Origin of the sequence: Streptomyces venezuelae ATCC 10712 (genome assembly GCF_008639165.1) — a bacterium.
Taxonomy (GTDB): Bacteria; Actinomycetota; Actinomycetes; order Streptomycetales; family Streptomycetaceae; genus Streptomyces; species Streptomyces venezuelae.
The window spans coordinates 3,287,825-3,304,240 of the sequence record NZ_CP029197.1 but is presented as its reverse complement, the minus strand read 5'-3'; the positions used below and the strand labels follow the sequence as shown (position 1 = coordinate 3,304,240).

Below are 16,416 nucleotides of genomic sequence, written 5' to 3'. Positions count from 1 at the left end.
CGGTGCTTGAGCAGCCCCAGCCGGTACCCGTGGAAAAGGCCGCCGTCGGCGGCGCCAGAAAGCCCGACGCCGCGGCGGCGCACGCGTGGCGGGGGAGGCCACACGTGCGCTGGCCCGCCGCGGGCTCGGCCGAGGTGACACTGACCCCGCCGCCCGCCGGCGCGCGGGCCGTCGGACCCGGCAGCGGCGCGCGAGCGGTCAAGGCGGGGACGCTCCCCGTCTCCGTCGCGCAGACCGACGGCGGGACCGGCGCCACCGCGCCCCGCGTCACGGTCCGGGTCGCCGACCGCGCCGCCGCCCGGCGCGCGGGCGTCGACGGCCTGCTGCTCTCCCTGGACCGCACGGACGGCACCGCGGCGAACGCGGGAAGGGCCGGGCAGGCTGCGAAGGCGGCGAAGACCGGCACCCGCGTCCAGGTGGACTACGCCGCCTTCCGGGACGCCTACGGCGGCGACTGGGCCTCCCGGCTCCGCCTCGTACGGCTCCCGGACTGTGCCCTGACCACCCCCGACGAGGAAGCCTGCCGGGTCGGTACGCCCCTGGAGACCACGAACGACACCCGGGCGGGCACCCTGTCCGCGCCGGTCGCCCTCTCCGGAGCGACCGTACTGGCCGCGACGGCGGGGGCCGAGGGCTCCTCCGGCGACTACAAGGCGACGAGCCTGTCCGCCTCCGGGACCTGGAGCGCCGGCGAGTCGAACGGCGCCTTCACCTGGGCGTACCCGGTCGAGGTGCCGGCGGTGCCCGGCGGGATGCGGCCGACGATCTCCCTCGACTACAACTCGCAGTCCGTGGACGGCCGGACCGCGGCCTCCAACAACCAGCCTTCGTGGATCGGCGACGGCTGGAACTGGGAGCCGGGCTTCATCGAACGCCGCTACAAGGCGTGCAACGACGACAAGACCGACGCGACGAACACCACCCGCGTGGGCGACCTGTGCTGGTTCAACGACAACGCGACGCTGAGCCTGGGCGGCAAGAGCACCGAGCTGGTCTACGAGGACGGCAAGGGCTGGCAGGGCGCCGACGGCTCCGGAGCCTCCGTCGAGAAGCTGACCGGCGCCGTCAACGGCGACGGCGGCACGGACGGCGTCGACGGCAAGGGCGAGCACTGGAAGGTCACCACGACCGACGGCACCCAGTACTTCTTCGGCCTGAACCGGCTGCCCGGCTGGAAGGACAACGGCACCGCCGCCGACGACCCGGTCACCAACTCGGCGTGGACGACACCCGTCTTCGGCAACCAGTCCGGCGAGCCCTGCTACGACTCCTCGTTCGCCGACGGCTGGTGCCAGCAGGCCTGGCGCTGGCAGCTCGACTACGTGGTCGACCCGCACGGCAACGCCATGGCGTACTACTGGAACACCGAGAAGAACAACTACGGCCGCAACGTCTCCGACACCACGGGCAAGTCCACCGCGACCTCCTACGTCCGCGGCGGCTGGCTCGACCACATCGACTACGGCCTGCGCGACGACGCCGTGTACACCGGCAAGGCCATGGGCAAGGTCGACTTCACCGTCGCCGAGCGCTGCCTGACCGACTGCGGCACCTTCGACGAGACCAACGCCGGCAACTGGCCCGACGTCCCGTACGACGCGTACTGCAAGGACGGCGCCGAGTGCGAGGACAACTACTCGCCGACGTTCTGGTCGCGCAAGCGCCTCACCGGGATCACCACCCAGGTGCTGACCGGCGGCGCGTACAAGGACGTCGACGCGTGGACCCTGACCCAGGGCTTCCCCGCCGCCGGTGACGGCATCTCACGCCCGCTGTGGCTGAGCGCCGTCCAGCGCACGGGCAAGGCCGGCACCACGGTCACGCTGCCGCCCGTCACCTTCGCGGGCGAGCAGCGCGCCAACCGGGTCGACAAGACCGGCGACGGCCTCGCCCCGTTCGTCCGGCTGAGGCTCTACCAGATCAACACCGAGACCGGCGGCACCATCGGCGTCACCTACACGCAGCCCGACTGCACGGCGACCGACCTGCCCGCGCCGGACGCCGGCAACAACCGGCGCTGCTACCCGGTGAAGTGGGCGTTCGAGGGGTACGAGTCCAAGCTCGACTGGTTCAACAGCTATGTCGCGACCCAGGTCATCGAGGGCGACAACCTCGTCGAGTCCCCCGACAAGGTGACCAGCTACAGCTACCTCGACGGCGCCGCCTGGACGAAGAGCACCGACGAGTTCACCAAGGCCGACGACCGGACGTACTCCGTCTCCCGCGGCTACGAGCGGGTCCAGACCCGCGGCGGCGCCGCGTCCGACCCGAGGACCCTCACCGAACGACGCTTCTTCCGCGGCCGCGACGGCGTGTCCGTCAAGGACTCGGCCGGGGACGGGGTCACCGACCGCGAGCAGTTCGCCGGCATGCTCCGCGAGAGCGTCACGTACAACGGTGACGACACCTCGAAGCCGGTGACGGCCACCTCGTACACCCCGTGGCGCTCCGCGGCCCTCGCCACCCGCACCCGCCCCGGGCTGCCCGCCCTGACGGCGTACCGCACGGGCACCCAGAAGGAGGAGACCCGGGCCACCGTCACCGGCGGCACCCGCACCACCGAACTCACCCGCGCCTTCGACGAGTACGGCATGGTCGCGAGCGTCTCCGAGACCGGTGACACCGCACGCACCGGCGACGAGCGGTGCACGACCACCAGCTACGCCCGCAACACCACCGCAGGCATCCTCGACACGGTCAGCAGGAAGCTGACCGTCGCCGTCCCCTGCGGCAGCCCGACGTCCTGGCCGGCCGACGTCATCGACGACGTCCGCACCTCCTACGACGGCGGCGCGTTCGGCGCGGCCCCGACCAGGGGGAACGTCACCAGGAGCGAGCGGATCAACGGCGCCGGCACCGGCTACGACGCGGTGTCCAGCGCCGCCGCGACCGACTTCGACATCTACGGCCGCGGGCTCGCGGCCGCCGACGCCCACGGCAAGGTCACCACGACCCGCTACACCCCGGCCACCGGCGAGGCCCCGGGCACCGTGCTCGTCACCAACCCGCTCGGGCACGCGGCGACGACCACGATGGACCCGCGGCGCGGACTGCCCACCCAGGTCAGCGACGCCAACGGCAAGGTGACCACCACCGCGTACGACGGGATCGGACGGACGACGAAGGTGTGGCTGCCGACCCGCTCGGCCGTCACCTACCCCGACTCTCCCACCCACGTCTTCGAGTACCAGGTCCGCAACGACGGCCCGAGCGTCGTCACCACCAAGTCCCTGAGCCACGACTCCGCCTACCGGACGTCGTACTCCTTCTACGACGGCCTGCTGCGCCCGCGGCAGACCCAGGAGACCTCCCCCGACCTGTCCGGACGGCTCGTCACGGAGAGCTTCTACGACACCCGCGGGCAGGCCTGGCGCTCCTCCGGCGTCTACTACGCCTCCGGCGCGGCGGAGCCCGTCCTGGTCACCGGCCAGGAGCTGAAGTACCCGTCGTCCACGGACACCCTGTTCGACGGCGCCGGACGCACCACGGCCGTGATCTCGCGCCGCTTCGGCGACGAGACCAAGCGCACCAGCACCAGCTACACCGGTGACACCGCCACCGTGGTCCCGCCGAAGGGCGGCACCGCCAGCACCAAGGTCATGGACGCCCTCGGCCGGACCGTCGAGCTGCGCCAGTACGTGGACGACGCCCGCACCCAGTACACGTCGACGCTCTACCGCTTCGACCGCAAGGGGCGGGTGGACCGGCTGACCAACCCCTCGGGCGCCGCCTGGAACTACGGTTACGACGCCCGCGGCCGCCAGGTGCGGATCGAGGACCCCGACAAGGGGACGGTCAACACCACGTACGACGCGGCCGACCGGCCCGTCGACGTCACGGACGCCCGGCTGAGGACCCTGCACACCGACTACGACGCGCTCGGCCGCAAGACCGCCGTCAAGAAGGGCACGACGACCCTCGCGTCCTGGGAGTACGACACCGTCGCCAAGGGGCAGCTCAGCAAGGCGACCTCCTGGGTCGACGGCCAGGCGTACGAGTCCGCCGTGACCTCGTACAACCCCCTCTACAAGCCCGTCGGCACCCAGCTGACCATCCCCGCGCGCGAGGGAGCGGCCGCCGGCGTCTACAAGTGGACGACCTCCTACAACCCCCACACCAGCCAGGTGATGTGGACCCTGCAGCCCGCCCTGGGCGGCCTGCCGGCGGAGAAGGTCGCCAACAGCTACAGCCCGGTCACCGGACTGCTGAACACCGTCGGCGCGGGCAGCGACGCCCTGATGTCGGCGGGCACCTACGACCACTACGGCCGGCTGATCCGTCAGGACCTCGGATCCTTCGGGCAGAAGGTCGTCCTCTCGAACATCTACGACGAGCACACCGGCGCACTGACCCAGACCTTCACCGACCGTGACCTGGCACCGCAGCGGGTCGAGGACACGAAGTACGGGTACGACCCGGCCGGCAACATCACCTCCGTCGCCACCGGCTACGGCCAGGACGCGGCCCGGACCACGGACACCCAGTGCTTCGCGCTGGACCCGCTGGCCCGGATCACCGAGGCCTGGACCAACACCGGGACCACCTGCGCCACCGCCCCGTCGACGGCGGTCGTCGGCGGCCAGGACGCGTACTGGACGTCGTACACCTACGACGCCGTCGGCAACCGCAGGACCGAGACGCAGCACAAGACCGCCTCGGGCCCGGCCGCCGACACGCTCCGGACCTACGCGGCCCCGGCCGCCGGCACCCACAAGCTGCCGAAGGTCACGCAGACCGGCACGAACGCGCACGACGAGACCTTCACCTACGACGCCGCGGGCAACACCGAGACCCGCAAGATCGGCGCCGCGGCCCAGCAGACCCTCAAGTGGGACGACCGGGGGCACCTCGCCTCGGTCACCGAGGGCACCACGGAGAAGGCGAGCTACCTGTACGACACCGAGGGGCAGCGGCTCGCGGTGAAGGACGCCGACGGCACGACCCTCTACCTCCCCGGAGGCAACGAGCTGCACCTGAGCAAGACCGGCGTCCTCACCGGCACCCGCTACTACGGCGCCGGTGCCCGGATCATCGCGGTGCGCACCGGCGGCAAGCTGAGCTTCACGCTCACCGACCACCACGGCACGGGCACCACCCAGATCACGGCCGACGCGGCCCAGACCGTCACCCGCCGCAAGACCGCGATCTTCGGCGGCGCCCGGGGCACCCAGCCGACCGCCTGGGTGGGGGAGAAGGGCTTCGTCGGCGGCACGAACGACACCGCGACGGGCCTGATCCACCTCGGCGCCCGCGAGTACGACGCGGCCCTCGGCCGCTTCGTCTCGGTCGACCCGCTCTTCGTCACGGACGACCCGCGCCAGCACAACGCGTACGGCTACAGCAACAACAACCCGGTCACCCTGTCGGACCCGGCGGGCACGGAGATCGGCTCGATGCCGAACTCCTGCCTGTACGACCTGAAGAACTGCTCGAAGGACGAGAAGTCGGGGAAGAAGCCGGCGTGCTGCGTCAACCTCGGTGGGGGCGGCGGTGGCGGTGGCGGCGGTGGCGGCGGGACCGGCGGGTCCGGCGGTGGTGGCGGCGGTGGCGGCGGCGGCGGTGGTGGCACCTACGCGGCGCCCCACTACTGCGACGGCTGCCGTCCGCTTCTGCCACAGCTGCCGCCGGGAGTGGTCGTGCCCGACGGAGGCGCGGACGTCACCTGGTCGCAGACGGCGACGGTCTCCCGGGACAACTACACCGACATGGACACCAGCGCGTGGTACGAGGGTGACGCGCAGGATGAGCACACCATCGCCTACGCCTACAGCGTCAACGCGCAGGTGACGACAACGGAGCAGTACTCCAAGACCTACGGCGCCAACATCACGTTGAGCGGTGCTGTGAAGGGCAAGATCCCCTTCCTGGCGGAGGGCAAGCTCGAAGTCGCCGTCGGGGCCAACGGCTCATGGGCCTGGACCGACATCGACACCAAGATGAGGTCCGACACCCAGACGATCACAACCACGTGGAACGTCAAGAAGGGACAGAGCACCGGTCTCTCGCCCAGTGGCGTGCTGACGAGCTATCAGACCACCTACCATCACGCTGATGGTCGTACGAGCACGAAGACCTGGGGGACGTTCGACGTGACGGTCTGGAAGCCCGTGTACTACTCGGCGGTTCCGAGGAACATGATCGGGCTCGACGCGAAGCCCGTCACCGGGATCAATCAGTGAGACGCCGACTCGTTCCAGCGGTCTCGGCGCTCATGGCGCTCGGGCTGCTCCTCGGCTGCGGAGCGGAGGGGAGCGGGGCGCGGGCCCCGTCCTCGGCGAGTCCGCCGGTTGTGTCCGGGCCTCCCGTCGACAAGGCGGCCCAGCTCAAGGCGAGCATGCTCGCCAAGGCCGAGGCCGTGGGCGAGGCGCCCGCCGGAGCGCCCGCCTCCGAGGTGACGCAGGGAAGGGGCACGGCGACCCTGATGTGGGAGACGGCCAAGGGGCACCTGTGCCTTGCTCAGGCGTCGGTCACGGGTGGATCGGACGTCCGGCGGTGCGCCGATCTCGAACGGATCGCGCCCACGGCCGGTGCCCACGTGGCGAGGGCGTTCGGGACCCTGTCCACTCCTGACGGCGGCTGGGCGGTCGTGCTCCTGGCGGAGCGCGGGGTCCGGATGACCTCCGGCCGGTTCTCCGGAAAGGCGGTCGAGTGGACGCACGTCAGGACACTGGCGCCCGAGCACTCGGGACGGACCGTCTACTACCTCACGCTCTCCGGCCGTCCGGCGGGAGAGCTGGTGGTGGCGCTCGATGTCGGTGGGCGTGAGCAGGAGGAACGGCTCACCCTGCACTAGCGGAGCGTGAGCACAGGACGGCGGGGGTGTCTTCGGGCGCCCCCGCCGTTCGTCGTTCCCGTGCGCCGCGGCGGCGTCAGGCCAGCGGCTTCGCGAAGCAGCGGCTGTTCTCGTAGTCGCGGTAGTGGCCGAACTTGGCGCAGGGGGCGTAGCCGCTTGAGGTGTAGAGGGCGATCGCCTCCGGCTGGGCCGTGCCCGTTTCCAGGACCATGCGGGTGCGGCCGGCCGCGCGGGCGTCGGATTCCAGGGCGGAGAGGATGCGGCGGGCCAGGCCGAGGCCGCGGGCCTCGGGTATCACGTACATGCGCTTGAGCTCGGCGTCGCCGTCCTCGTAGCCCTGGTCGTTCTTGTCCTGGGTGCGCCAGCCGCCGGTGGCGAGCGGGGTGCCCTCGGGGTCGTAGGCCAGGAGGTAGAGGCCCCGGGGCGGGACGAACATCCCGGCGTCCAGCGGTGTGACGTCGCCCTCGTCGCCGTAGCGGACGGCGTACTCCGCCTGGACGGCGTCGTTGAGTGTGACCGCGTCGGGGTGGTCGTAGGGCGTGGGCTGGATGTTCATGCGGAATATCGTACATGTATGCGGGTGGTGGGTGTCGGTATTCTCCCGGGATGCTCACTGTCACCAGCAACAGCTTGTCCAAAGCATCCCACTTCTGACCAGCGGAAACGCGGCGGCCCCGGCTCTCTCCTCGGAGGGCTGGGGCCGTCGGCGTGAAGGTGTAGCCCCTCGCCCGGACTCGAACCGGGGTCTCCTCCGCTGCACGTGGACGAAACGGTTACGGCGGGGTGGGCATCGCATTCGTGAGCTCCGAACAGCGGCCGGCCTGTCGCAGGACCAGCTGGCGGACCGAATCCACATGGAGCGGCGCAGTGTCCAACGGTACGAGCGCGGGGAGCGCGATCCACGGTTCACTGACCTGGTCCTCATCGCCGACGCGCTCGGCGTCACGGTGGCGGAGCTGGTGCGGTAGCCCCGGCCGGGGACGGTCCGGCCGGGGCGGTCTGCGAGCGGCTAGGGCGTGATGACGAACCCGCGCTCGGGGCGCCTGTGCTCGGCAGCAGCCGCCGCGGCGAGCGTGGCGTCGGTGACGTCCTGGCCAGCGGAGTCGACTACTCGCCAGGGGCCAGTCGGATTCGTCGGGTCCTCCGGCTTGAGGTCCCCGGGGATCCCGTACTTCCGCATCGAGTTGTGCAGTGCCGAGACTTCGCTCGCCTCCATGGCGCTCTCCTTACGTCGGCGGGGCGTCGAGCCTAGTCGTCGTCGCCCCCGCCGTGGGTGGCGCAGTTGCCGGGGTTGATCGGGCCGCAGCCCCCGGGCATCGGGGTGTGCCTCACCACTCCGGCCATGGCTCCGACGCGGCCGGTCCAGAGCTTGGCGTCGGGGGTGTGGCCGGCCTGCTCGATCAGGGCCATGGTGCGGGTGATGACGTCGGGGTCGCGGCGGGCCGCTCCCGGGCGCTCGGGGTAGTGGTGGACCGTGCGGCCGAGGCGGCTGCACAGCGTGGCGTACAGGTGGGTGTGGAGGATGAGGGCGTGCCAGCCCTCGTCGACCTCGGTGGTGGGGGAGATCCGGGCCTGGGGGAAGAGGCTGGCGGCGTGCACGAACTTGAGAGCCTCGACGACGACGCGGCTGGCCTTGTCGGTGTCCCAGCCGGGGTTGTTGTCCAGGACGGTGTGCATCACGCCGTTGAACGCTGCGTCGCTCAGCAGGGCTCGGGCACCGGCCGGGTTGCCGGGCGGCTCGGGACTGGCCGAGCAGGGCGTCGGGTTGCTGGTCGTGCAGGCCATGGGGTCCTCCTGGTGGTGGATGCCGATGGTGCGTGGACCCGCCCCATGTGGGGGCGGGAGTCAGTGGGTGATGCCGAGGGCGAGGGCAGCAAGCATGCCGAGGACGATCAGGCAGTAGAGCGTCTGCCGTTGCCACTCGCTCACGGGGCGCTGGGGGCGAGCGGGGGCAGGCCCGGACGGCCGACGTACGGCGCGCGGGTCTCCGTCGACGCCCGGTGGCTGCGGAGCGCCTTCACCATGGAGCGGGCGACCAGGGCGAGCTGTCTCGCGTACGACCACGTGCCGAGGGGGCCGTCGCCGGGCCCGTCCTTCTGGAGCGTGGCCCAGTCCCTCAGGGCGCCCTGCCCGCGCGCCGGGCGCTCCTTCACGGGGATGGTCTCGATGCCGACGGCGAGGCTCGCGCAGTGCGTCAGGAGCTTGTCCGTCAGCCGGGCCAGCTCCAGGGCGTCGGGGTTCTGCTCCATCGTGAGGGCCCGGCGCACCGCGCGAAGGGCCAGGTCCTCGGCGTGCTCCTCGATGGGCGTGACGATCTTGAGGAGCGCGCGCAGGTCCACCTCCACGGTCGGACCGCTCTCCGCGGTTCTGGTGTGCTCGGCCTGCTCGCGCATCACTGCTCCGTCCATCGGTGGGCATTTCCGCAGTTCGCGGTACGCCCCGTTGTCGTGAGGACGATGATGTGTGAGCACCGCACCGGACAGATAGGCCATTGAGTGGCCACGCATGGCCATGTCGCGGCCACGGCCCTCAGGGACCGCGATGACACCTCACACTGGCGGCATGAGCCGCAACGACGCCCTCCGCGCGGCAAGACTCCGTGTCGGCTGGCGCTCCGCCGAGGCCGCCGCCGACGGGCTCCAGGCCCACGGGCAGCGCCTCCTCGATGATGCGCACTTCACCGTGTCTGCGAGAACGTGGCGCCGTTGGGAGGGCCCGCGTCCCGGGTGGCCGTCTGAGGAGACCGCGGTCGTTCTCCACGACGCGCTCGGCCGGTGGCCGGAAGATCTCGGCTTCACCACCCCGCCGGGCTGGATCCGGCCTGAGCACCACGAAGAGACCACCGTGCAGACCAGCTTCCTCGCCGTCACCGCTGCGGCCCTTGTCCCCGGGCCGCTCGCCCCCCAGCAGGTCGACCCCGCCCTCGTCGACTACTTCCAGGCGCAGCTGGAGGGCCACTACCGGGCCGACATGCTCCTCGGCCCTCACGACCTGATCGGCACGCTCGGCCCCCAGTATCAGCTGATCGACAAGTTGACCCGGTCCGCGACCGGCGAGACGCGCCGCGGTCTGCTCCGGGTGGGCGCCGCGTATGCCGCGCTCGTCGGCTGGCTGTACCAGGACGCCGGCGACCTCGCCGCCGCAGCGTTCTGGCGGGGGATCACGCAGGAGATAGCGCTTCGGGCCCGCGACCCGCACCTCATCGGCTATGCCATGGTCAACAGCGCGCAGGTGAGGACCGACCTCGGCGACGGGGCGGGCGTTGTCGACCTGTGCGAGGCCGCTCTCGACGAGCCGTCCGCCGTCGTCCCGAAGGTGCGCATCATGGCCATGCAGCAACAGGCCCATGGCGCCAGCCTCCTGCGCGACCGGGCCGCAGTCGACCGGCTGATCGACGAGGCCGACCGGCTCCTGCCCCGCGTCGACGACGACCTGCCGTGGGGCAACGCCTGCCGGCGGACGCCCGGCTACCTGGAGGTCCAGCGTGCGACATGCTACGGCCGGCTCGGGCTCGGCGCCGAGGCGAGCGACCTGTGGTCGCAGGTGCTCGGCGTCGTCCCGGCTACCGCGCGACGAGACCGCGGTGTCTACATGGCGCGGCACGCGACGGCGGCCGCCACCGCGCGGCAGCCGGAGCAGGCGGTGGAGATCGTCCGGGAGGTAGCGACGATCGCGGTCGACACTGGGTCCGCGCGGATGCGCCGCGAGCTGGCCACCCTGGAGCGGGCGATGCGGCCGTGGCAGGATGCCCCGGTCGGGCGGGACCTCGCCGAGGCCCTCGCGCCCGTGACCGAGGGGAGCTGACATGGGTGTGCCGGAGCCGCTGAGCGAGGCGGAGATCGAGGCGGCGTTGGCCGGTCTGCCAGGGTGGGACCGCGAGGGAGAGACGATCAGCCGCACGTACCCGATCCGGTACCACGCGGCCGTGGCCGCCATCGTGACGATCGCGGACCGGTCGCGGCGGGTGCAGCATCATGCCGACCTGGATCTGAGGATTGACCACCTGCGTGCGTCGATCACCACGCACGACGCCGGGTACCGGCTGACGGCGGCGGACTTCGACCTCGCTCGCCGCATCGATGCGATCGTGGCCGCGCACCAGGCGCTTCCGCTCGACTGACCTCGGTCACGACGAAACCGCCCCCTCCGGCGCCTGCATGGGCACGGAGGGGGCGTTGGTGGTTCAGCGGGCGATGTACGTCCAGACGGACAGGGCGAGACCGCCAGCGCCCGCGAGGGCCGCGACCGACGGGAGCGGCCACCGGGCCCGTTCGAGGGCGTCGAGCCGGGTCGCGTCCCGCCTTGAGTCCGAGGCGGACAAGCACGCCAGGGCCCTCGCGAACCTGCGGGCCGACCGCGCCGCCAACCCGGACGAGTACGGGCCCGAACAGTCTCCTGCGGCAGCTCCCACGCCGCGTTGTCCTCACGAGAAAGACCGGTGGGGGAGCCACGGTCACGGTCCATCCGGTGTGGGAACCTGACCCCTGGGCGTGACCCTCCGAGGAAGAAGGCATGTTTTGTACACAGTGACCAGCGTCAATGTCAACGGGCTCCGCGCCGCCGCCAAGAAGGGCTTCGTCGAGTGGCTCGCCGGTACCTCCGCCGACGCCGTCTGCCTCCAGGAGGTGCGCGCCGAGGAGGCGCAGCTGCCGGCCGAGGTGCGGGCGCCCGAGGGCTGGTTCACCGTGCACGCCCCCGCCGCCGCCAAGGGCCGCGCCGGGGTCTCCCTCTACACCCGCCGCGAGCCCGACCGGGTGCGCGTCGGCTTCGGGTCGAGCGAGTTCGACGGCAGCGGCCGGTACGTCGAGGCCGACCTGCCCGGTGTGACCGTCGCCAGCCTCTACCTCCCCTCCGGTGAGGCCGGCACCGAGCGCCAGGACGAGAAGTACCGGTTCATGGGCGAGTTCCTGCCGTACCTCAAGGAGCTCAGGACCCGCGCGGCCGCCGACGGGCGCGAGGTCGTCGTCTGCGGCGACTGGAACATCGCCCACCGGGAGGCCGACCTCAAGAACTGGAGGGCCAACAAGAAGAACGCCGGCTTCCTCCCCGAGGAGCGGGAGTGGCTCGGGCGGGTGCTCGACGAGGCGGACGGGGCCTACGTGGACGTCGTGCGCGCGCTCCACCCCGAGCAGGAGGGGCCCTACTCCTGGTGGTCCTACCGCGGCCGCGCCTTCGACAACGACACCGGCTGGCGGATCGACTACCAGATCGCGACCCCCGGTCTCGCGGCCAAGGCCGTGAAGGGCTATGTCGAGCGGGCCGCGACGCACGCCGAGCGGTGGAGCGACCACGCGCCCGTCACCGTCGTGTACGAGCTGTAGGGCGGGCTACTCCGGGGCGGTGCCCGGGCCGAGGCGGCGGTCGAGCGCCATCGAGAGTTCGGCCTCGACCACGCTCTTCGCCAGCGGGCGCAGCCGCCGCAGGTCTTCCTCGGCCGCGTGGGTGCGCAGCAGGTCGGTGAAGAGCTCCGCGAGCGCGTCGGCGTGCTCGCGGACGCGGGCGCCCGCCTTGAGGACCTCGGCGAGCGGGATGCCTTCGCGGACCAGGGCGGCGGAGACGTCGAGCAGCCGGCGGCTGATGTGGATGATCTCCTCGCCGTCGGTGACGAGGTAGCCGAGGTCGAGCGCGGCCGCGAGGTTCTCGGCGGTGACCTCGCCGGCGAAGTGGTCGGCGAGCTCGCCGGGGGTGAGGCGGACCGGCTCCTCCTCGGTGGGGGAGCCGAGGGCGAGGACCTCGCGGACGTTGCGGCCGCTCTCGAAGGCGGTGGTGAGGTCGGCGATGCCGTTGAGGGTGTGACCGCGCTCCAGGAGGGCGGCGATGGTGCGCAGCCGTGCCAGGTGGTGCTCGTCGTACCAGGCGATCCGGCCCTCCCTGCGGGGTGGCGGGATCAGGCCGCGCTCGCGGTAGAAGCGCAGGGTGCGCACGGTGATGCCGGCGGCGGTCGCCAGTTCCTCCATGCGGTACTCGCGTACGCCCTCGTGGGTACGGACGCCGTCGGGCGTGCCCGTGGGCGTACGGGTGCCCTCGGGCGCGCCGGTGTCCGCGCCCGTGCCGGGTCCCGTTGCCTCGCCTGATCCTTCTGCCACGTCCGCCAGCCTATGTTGTACCGCCGGTAACTTTCCCTCGCCGTACCCCTACCGCTTGGTATGGAGCTGCTCTACAGTCCCGACTGTGCCAGTGATTGCTGGCGTGATCGGGCGGGTGCACGGGAGGCGGCATGGCGAAGCACGAGCACGTACGGGTGGCGGTGATCGGATCGGGATTCGGCGGCCTCGGCGCCGCCGTCCGACTGCGCCGCGAAGGAATCACCGACTTCGTCGTCCTGGAACGGGCTGACTCCGTGGGCGGCACATGGCGGGACAACAGCTACCCCGGCTGCGCCTGCGACGTCCCCTCCCACCTCTACTCCTTCTCCTTCGCGCCCAACCCCGACTGGCCGCGGACCTTCTCCGGACAGCGCCACATCCGCGCGTACCTGGAGCATGTCACGGACACCTTCGGCATCCGCCCCCACCTCCGCCTCGGCCACGAGGTACGGAAGATGACCTGGGACTCCGAAGCACTCCGCTGGGAGATCGAGACCGGCCAGGGCTCCTTCAGCGCCGACGTCGTCGTCTCCGCGACCGGCCCGCTCTCCGACCCCAAGATCCCGGACATCGAAGGCCTCGCCGAATTCCCCGGCAAGGTCTTCCACTCCGCCCGCTGGGACCACGACTACGACCTCACCGGCAAGCGCGTCGCCATGATCGGCACCGGCGCCTCCGCCATCCAGATCGTGCCCGCCATCCAGCCCCGGGTCGGCAAGCTCACCCTCTTCCAGCGCACGCCCCCCTGGGTCATGCGCCGGATGGACCGGGCCATCAGCGGCCCCGAGCGCTGGCTGCACCGCGCCCTGCCCGTCACCGGCACCCTGCGCCGCGGCCTCCTCTGGGGCATCCGCGAACTCCAGGTCGGCGCCTTCACCAAGCACCCCAACGAACTCGGGCTCGTCGAGAAGCTCGCCAAGGCCAACATCGCCAAGTCCATCAAGGACCCGGTCCTGCGGGCCAAGCTGACACCCTCGTACCGCATCGGCTGCAAGCGCATCCTGCTCTCCAGCACCTACTACCCGGCGGTCGCACAGCCCAACGTCGACGTCGTCGCCGCCGGCCTGCGCGAGGTGCGCGGCTCCACCCTGGTCGCCGCCGACGGCACCGAGACCGAGGTCGACGCCATCATCTTCGGCACCGGCTTCCACGTCACCGACATGCCGATCGCCGAACGGGTCGTCGGCGCCGAGGGCAAGACCCTCGCCGAGACCTGGAAGGGCGGCATGGAGGCCCTGCGCGGCGCCACCGCCGCCGGCTTCCCCAACTTCATGACGGTCATCGGCCCCAACACCGGCCTCGGCAACTCCTCGATGATCCTGATGATCGAGTCCCAGCTGAACTACATGGCCGACTACCTGCGCCAGCTAGACGTCCTGGGCGGCCGCGCCGCCCTCGCCGTCCGGCCCTCCGCCGTCGGCGCCTGGAACCGCAAGGTGCAGGCCCGGATGGAGCGGACCGTGTGGAAGGCGGGCGGCTGCGAGAGCTGGTACCTCGACTCCAACGGCCGCAACACCACGCTCTGGCCGGGCACAACGGGCGAGTTCCGGCGCGAGACCCGGCAGGTCGACCTCTCCGAGTACGAGGTCGTCCGCGCCCCCAAGCCGGTCAAGCCCGCCGCCGCGAAGACCCGCGCCGCCACCCGCAAGCAGGAGGCCGCCCAGTGAGCCGCCACCTGACCTCGCTGCCCCCGTCCCGCGAACTCACCGCCGTCTCCGCCGACGGCGCCCGGATCCACGTCGAGACGTACGGCCCCGAGGGCGCGCCCGCCGTCGTCCTCGCCCACGGCTGGACCTGCTCGATCGCCTTCTGGGCCGAGCAGATACGGGCCCTCGCCGCCGACCACCGGGTCATCGCCTACGACCAGCGCGGCCACGGCCGCTCCCCGGTCCCCGCCGGACCCGCCGGGTACGCCACCCGGGCGCTCGCCGACGACCTCGAAGCGGTCCTCGCGAGCACCCTCGCCGCCGGCGAGAAGGCCGTCCTCGCCGGACACTCCATGGGCGGCATGACCCTCATGGCCGCCGCCGGCCGGCCCGCCTTCCAGGAGCACGCCGCCGCCGCGCTGCTCTGCTCCACCGGGCCGTCCCGGCTGACCGCCGAGGCCACCGTCGTACCCGGGCGGCCGAGCGAACGGCGCACCCGGCTCACCCGGGGCGTCCTCGGCGCCAAGGCACCGCTCGGACCCGTCACCGCCGTCTCGAAGAAGATCCTCAAGTACGCGACGATGGGACCGGGCTCCGCGCCCGAGCGGGTCGACGCCTGCGCCCGGATCGTGCACGCCTGCCCGCGCGGGGCCCGCGTCGGCTGGTCCAGGGTCCTCTCCGAGCTGGACCTCGAAGCGGGCCTGCGGGCGCTCGACCTGCCCGTCGCGGTCGTCGTCGGCACCGCCGACCGGCTCACCCCGCCCGTCCACTCCCGGGCCATGGCCGAGGCGCTCCCGCAGTGCGTCGGGCTGCTCGAACTCGCGGGTATGGGCCACATGACGCCGGTGGAGGCCCCGGAGGCCGTCACCGCGCGGATCCGTGAACTTTCCGAGACCTATCTGGACGTGAAGGAGAAGGCATGAGCCGGGTGAGCCTGGAAGGACAGGTCGCGGTCGTCACCGGCGGCGCCCGCGGCGTCGGGGAGCTCCTCGCCCGCAAGCTGTCCGCGCGCGGAGCGCGGATCGCGCTCGTCGGCCTGGAGCCGGAGCAGCTGAAGGAGGTCGCCGGCCGGCTGCACACCGAGGCCGACTGGTGGCACGCCGACGTCACCGACCACGAGGCGATGGCCCGGGTGGCGGCCGAGGTGAAGGAACGGTTCGGGAAGGTCGACATCGTCGTCGCCAACGCCGGTGTCGCGGCGGGCGGTCCGTTCGTCGACTCCGACCCGGCGGCCTGGCGGCGGGTCATCGAGGTCAACCTGATCGGCGGCGCGGTCACCGGCCGGGCGTTCCTGCCGGTCCTCATGGAGTCCCGGGGGTACTTCCTCCAGATCGCCTCGCTCGCCGCGCTGACCCCGGCCCCGATGATGACGGCGTACTGCGCGTCCAAGTCGGGCGTCGAGGCCTTCGCGCACAGCCTGCGCGCCGAGGTCGCCTACAAGGGGGTGAAGGTCGGCGTCGGCTACCTCTCCTGGACCGACACGGACATGGTGCGGGGCGCCGACGAGGACGACGTCATGCGGGAGCTGCGGCAGCGGCTGCCGTGGCCGGCGAACCGCACCTATCCGCTGGGCCCGGCCGTCGACCGGATCGTGGCGGGCATCGAGCGGCGCTCGGCCCATGTGTACGCGCAGTGGTGGCTGCGCGGGATGCAGTCCGTCCGGGGCTATCTGCCCGGCATGATCGCGACCGTCGGGCAGCGCGAGATGAAGCGCTTCGGGCCGAGGCTCGGCTCGGTGTCCAAGGGCCTGGTGGGCGCGGGCGGCGCGGCCGACGAGGAGGCGCGGGCGAGCGGTCCGGCGGCCCGCTGAGGGGGGTTCCGCCGCACGGTCGCACTCCGTAACTGATCGAAATGCGTGGAATGTTCGCTCGTGCAAGGCTGGTCGAGGCCC

The 16,416-nt window shown here is 71.9% G+C and carries 15 protein-coding genes; 9 read left to right on the top strand and 6 right to left on the bottom strand.

Features of this window, described 5'->3' with window-relative positions; genetic code table 11:
- The first annotated feature begins 104 nt into the window (after positions 1–104).
- The gene (locus DEJ43_RS15030) at positions 105–6,179 is read left to right on the top strand and encodes an RHS repeat-associated core domain-containing protein (protein ID WP_233447954.1); all 6,075 of its coding nucleotides are present in this window, start codon (positions 105–107) and stop codon (positions 6,177–6,179) included.
- Positions 6,176–6,793 (top strand): hypothetical protein, encoded by a 618-nt coding sequence (locus tag DEJ43_RS15020; protein ID WP_015034221.1) that lies wholly within the window; start codon positions 6,176–6,178, stop codon positions 6,791–6,793. The genes DEJ43_RS15030 and DEJ43_RS15020 overlap by 4 nt, the downstream gene beginning before the upstream one ends.
- Positions 6,794–6,869: 76 nt before the next feature.
- On the opposite strand, the gene DEJ43_RS15015 is transcribed toward DEJ43_RS15020, so the two are convergent.
- Positions 6,870–7,349: a GNAT family N-acetyltransferase gene (locus DEJ43_RS15015; RefSeq protein WP_015034220.1), complete on the bottom strand. Its 480-nt coding sequence runs from the start codon at positions 7,347–7,349 to the stop codon at positions 6,870–6,872.
- Here DEJ43_RS15015 and DEJ43_RS15010 point away from each other — a divergent pair.
- Positions 7,342–7,761: a helix-turn-helix domain-containing protein gene (locus DEJ43_RS15010; protein WP_308339627.1), complete on the top strand. Its 420-nt coding sequence runs from the start codon at positions 7,342–7,344 to the stop codon at positions 7,759–7,761. The two genes, DEJ43_RS15015 and DEJ43_RS15010, sit on opposite strands and share 8 nt — an antisense overlap.
- Before the next feature lie 41 nt (positions 7,762–7,802).
- Here DEJ43_RS15010 and DEJ43_RS15005 read toward each other — a convergent pair whose 3' ends face one another.
- From DEJ43_RS15005 to DEJ43_RS14995, 3 genes are all read right to left on the bottom strand, one after another.
- Complete coding sequence (locus tag DEJ43_RS15005; RefSeq protein WP_015034218.1) at positions 7,803–8,009, bottom strand: hypothetical protein; 207 nt, start codon at positions 8,007–8,009, stop codon at positions 7,803–7,805.
- Between the two features lie 32 nt (positions 8,010–8,041).
- Complete coding sequence (locus tag DEJ43_RS15000) at positions 8,042–8,578, bottom strand: glycine-rich domain-containing protein (RefSeq protein ID WP_015034217.1); 537 nt, start codon at positions 8,576–8,578, stop codon at positions 8,042–8,044.
- A 140-nt stretch (positions 8,579–8,718) separates the two neighbouring features.
- Positions 8,719–9,201, bottom strand: a complete 483-nt coding sequence (locus tag DEJ43_RS14995) for a DUF6415 family natural product biosynthesis protein (RefSeq protein WP_233447953.1) — start codon at positions 9,199–9,201, stop codon at positions 8,719–8,721.
- Positions 9,202–9,355: 154 nt separating this feature from the next.
- Here DEJ43_RS14995 and DEJ43_RS14990 point away from each other — a divergent pair, with 154 nt between their 5' ends.
- Entirely contained in the window at positions 9,356–10,597 is a 1,242-nt protein-coding gene (locus tag DEJ43_RS14990) for an NsdA family TPR-like regulatory protein (protein WP_015034215.1), read from the top strand.
- Position 10,598: 1 nt separating this feature from the next.
- Positions 10,599–10,913 (top strand): 4a-hydroxytetrahydrobiopterin dehydratase, encoded by a 315-nt coding sequence (locus DEJ43_RS14985; RefSeq protein ID WP_015034214.1) that lies wholly within the window; start codon positions 10,599–10,601, stop codon positions 10,911–10,913.
- A gap of 63 nt (positions 10,914–10,976) precedes the next feature.
- On the opposite strand, the gene DEJ43_RS37465 is transcribed toward DEJ43_RS14985, so the two are convergent.
- Entirely contained in the window at positions 10,977–11,114 is a 138-nt protein-coding gene (locus DEJ43_RS37465) for a hypothetical protein (protein WP_158506260.1), read from the bottom strand.
- 196 nt (positions 11,115–11,310) lie between these two features.
- Between DEJ43_RS37465 and DEJ43_RS14980 the strand changes: the two genes are divergently transcribed.
- Positions 11,311–12,114 carry an exodeoxyribonuclease III gene (locus DEJ43_RS14980; RefSeq protein WP_041662498.1) on the top strand — a complete coding sequence of 268 codons (804 nt, stop codon included), beginning with the start codon at positions 11,311–11,313 and terminating at the stop codon, positions 12,112–12,114.
- A 6-nt stretch (positions 12,115–12,120) separates the two neighbouring features.
- Here DEJ43_RS14980 and DEJ43_RS14975 read toward each other — a convergent pair whose 3' ends face one another.
- Positions 12,121–12,750 carry a MerR family transcriptional regulator gene (locus tag DEJ43_RS14975; protein WP_041663952.1) on the bottom strand — a complete coding sequence of 210 codons (630 nt, stop codon included), beginning with the start codon at positions 12,748–12,750 and terminating at the stop codon, positions 12,121–12,123.
- Between the two features lie 260 nt (positions 12,751–13,010).
- Between DEJ43_RS14975 and DEJ43_RS14970 the strand changes: the two genes are divergently transcribed.
- Genes DEJ43_RS14970 through DEJ43_RS14960 form a run of 3 tightly spaced genes read left to right on the top strand, consistent with a single transcriptional unit; the run spans position 13,011 to position 16,335 of the window.
- Positions 13,011–14,546, top strand: a complete 1,536-nt coding sequence (locus DEJ43_RS14970) for a flavin-containing monooxygenase (protein WP_015034210.1) — start codon at positions 13,011–13,013, stop codon at positions 14,544–14,546.
- On the top strand, positions 14,543–15,448 hold the full coding sequence (locus tag DEJ43_RS14965) for an alpha/beta fold hydrolase (RefSeq protein ID WP_015034209.1): 906 nt from the start codon (positions 14,543–14,545) through the stop codon (positions 15,446–15,448). Before DEJ43_RS14970 ends, DEJ43_RS14965 begins: the two co-directional genes overlap by 4 nt.
- Complete coding sequence (locus DEJ43_RS14960) at positions 15,445–16,335, top strand: SDR family oxidoreductase (RefSeq protein WP_015034208.1); 891 nt, start codon at positions 15,445–15,447, stop codon at positions 16,333–16,335. Before DEJ43_RS14965 ends, DEJ43_RS14960 begins: the two co-directional genes overlap by 4 nt.
- Positions 16,336–16,416: the final 81 nt, after the last annotated feature.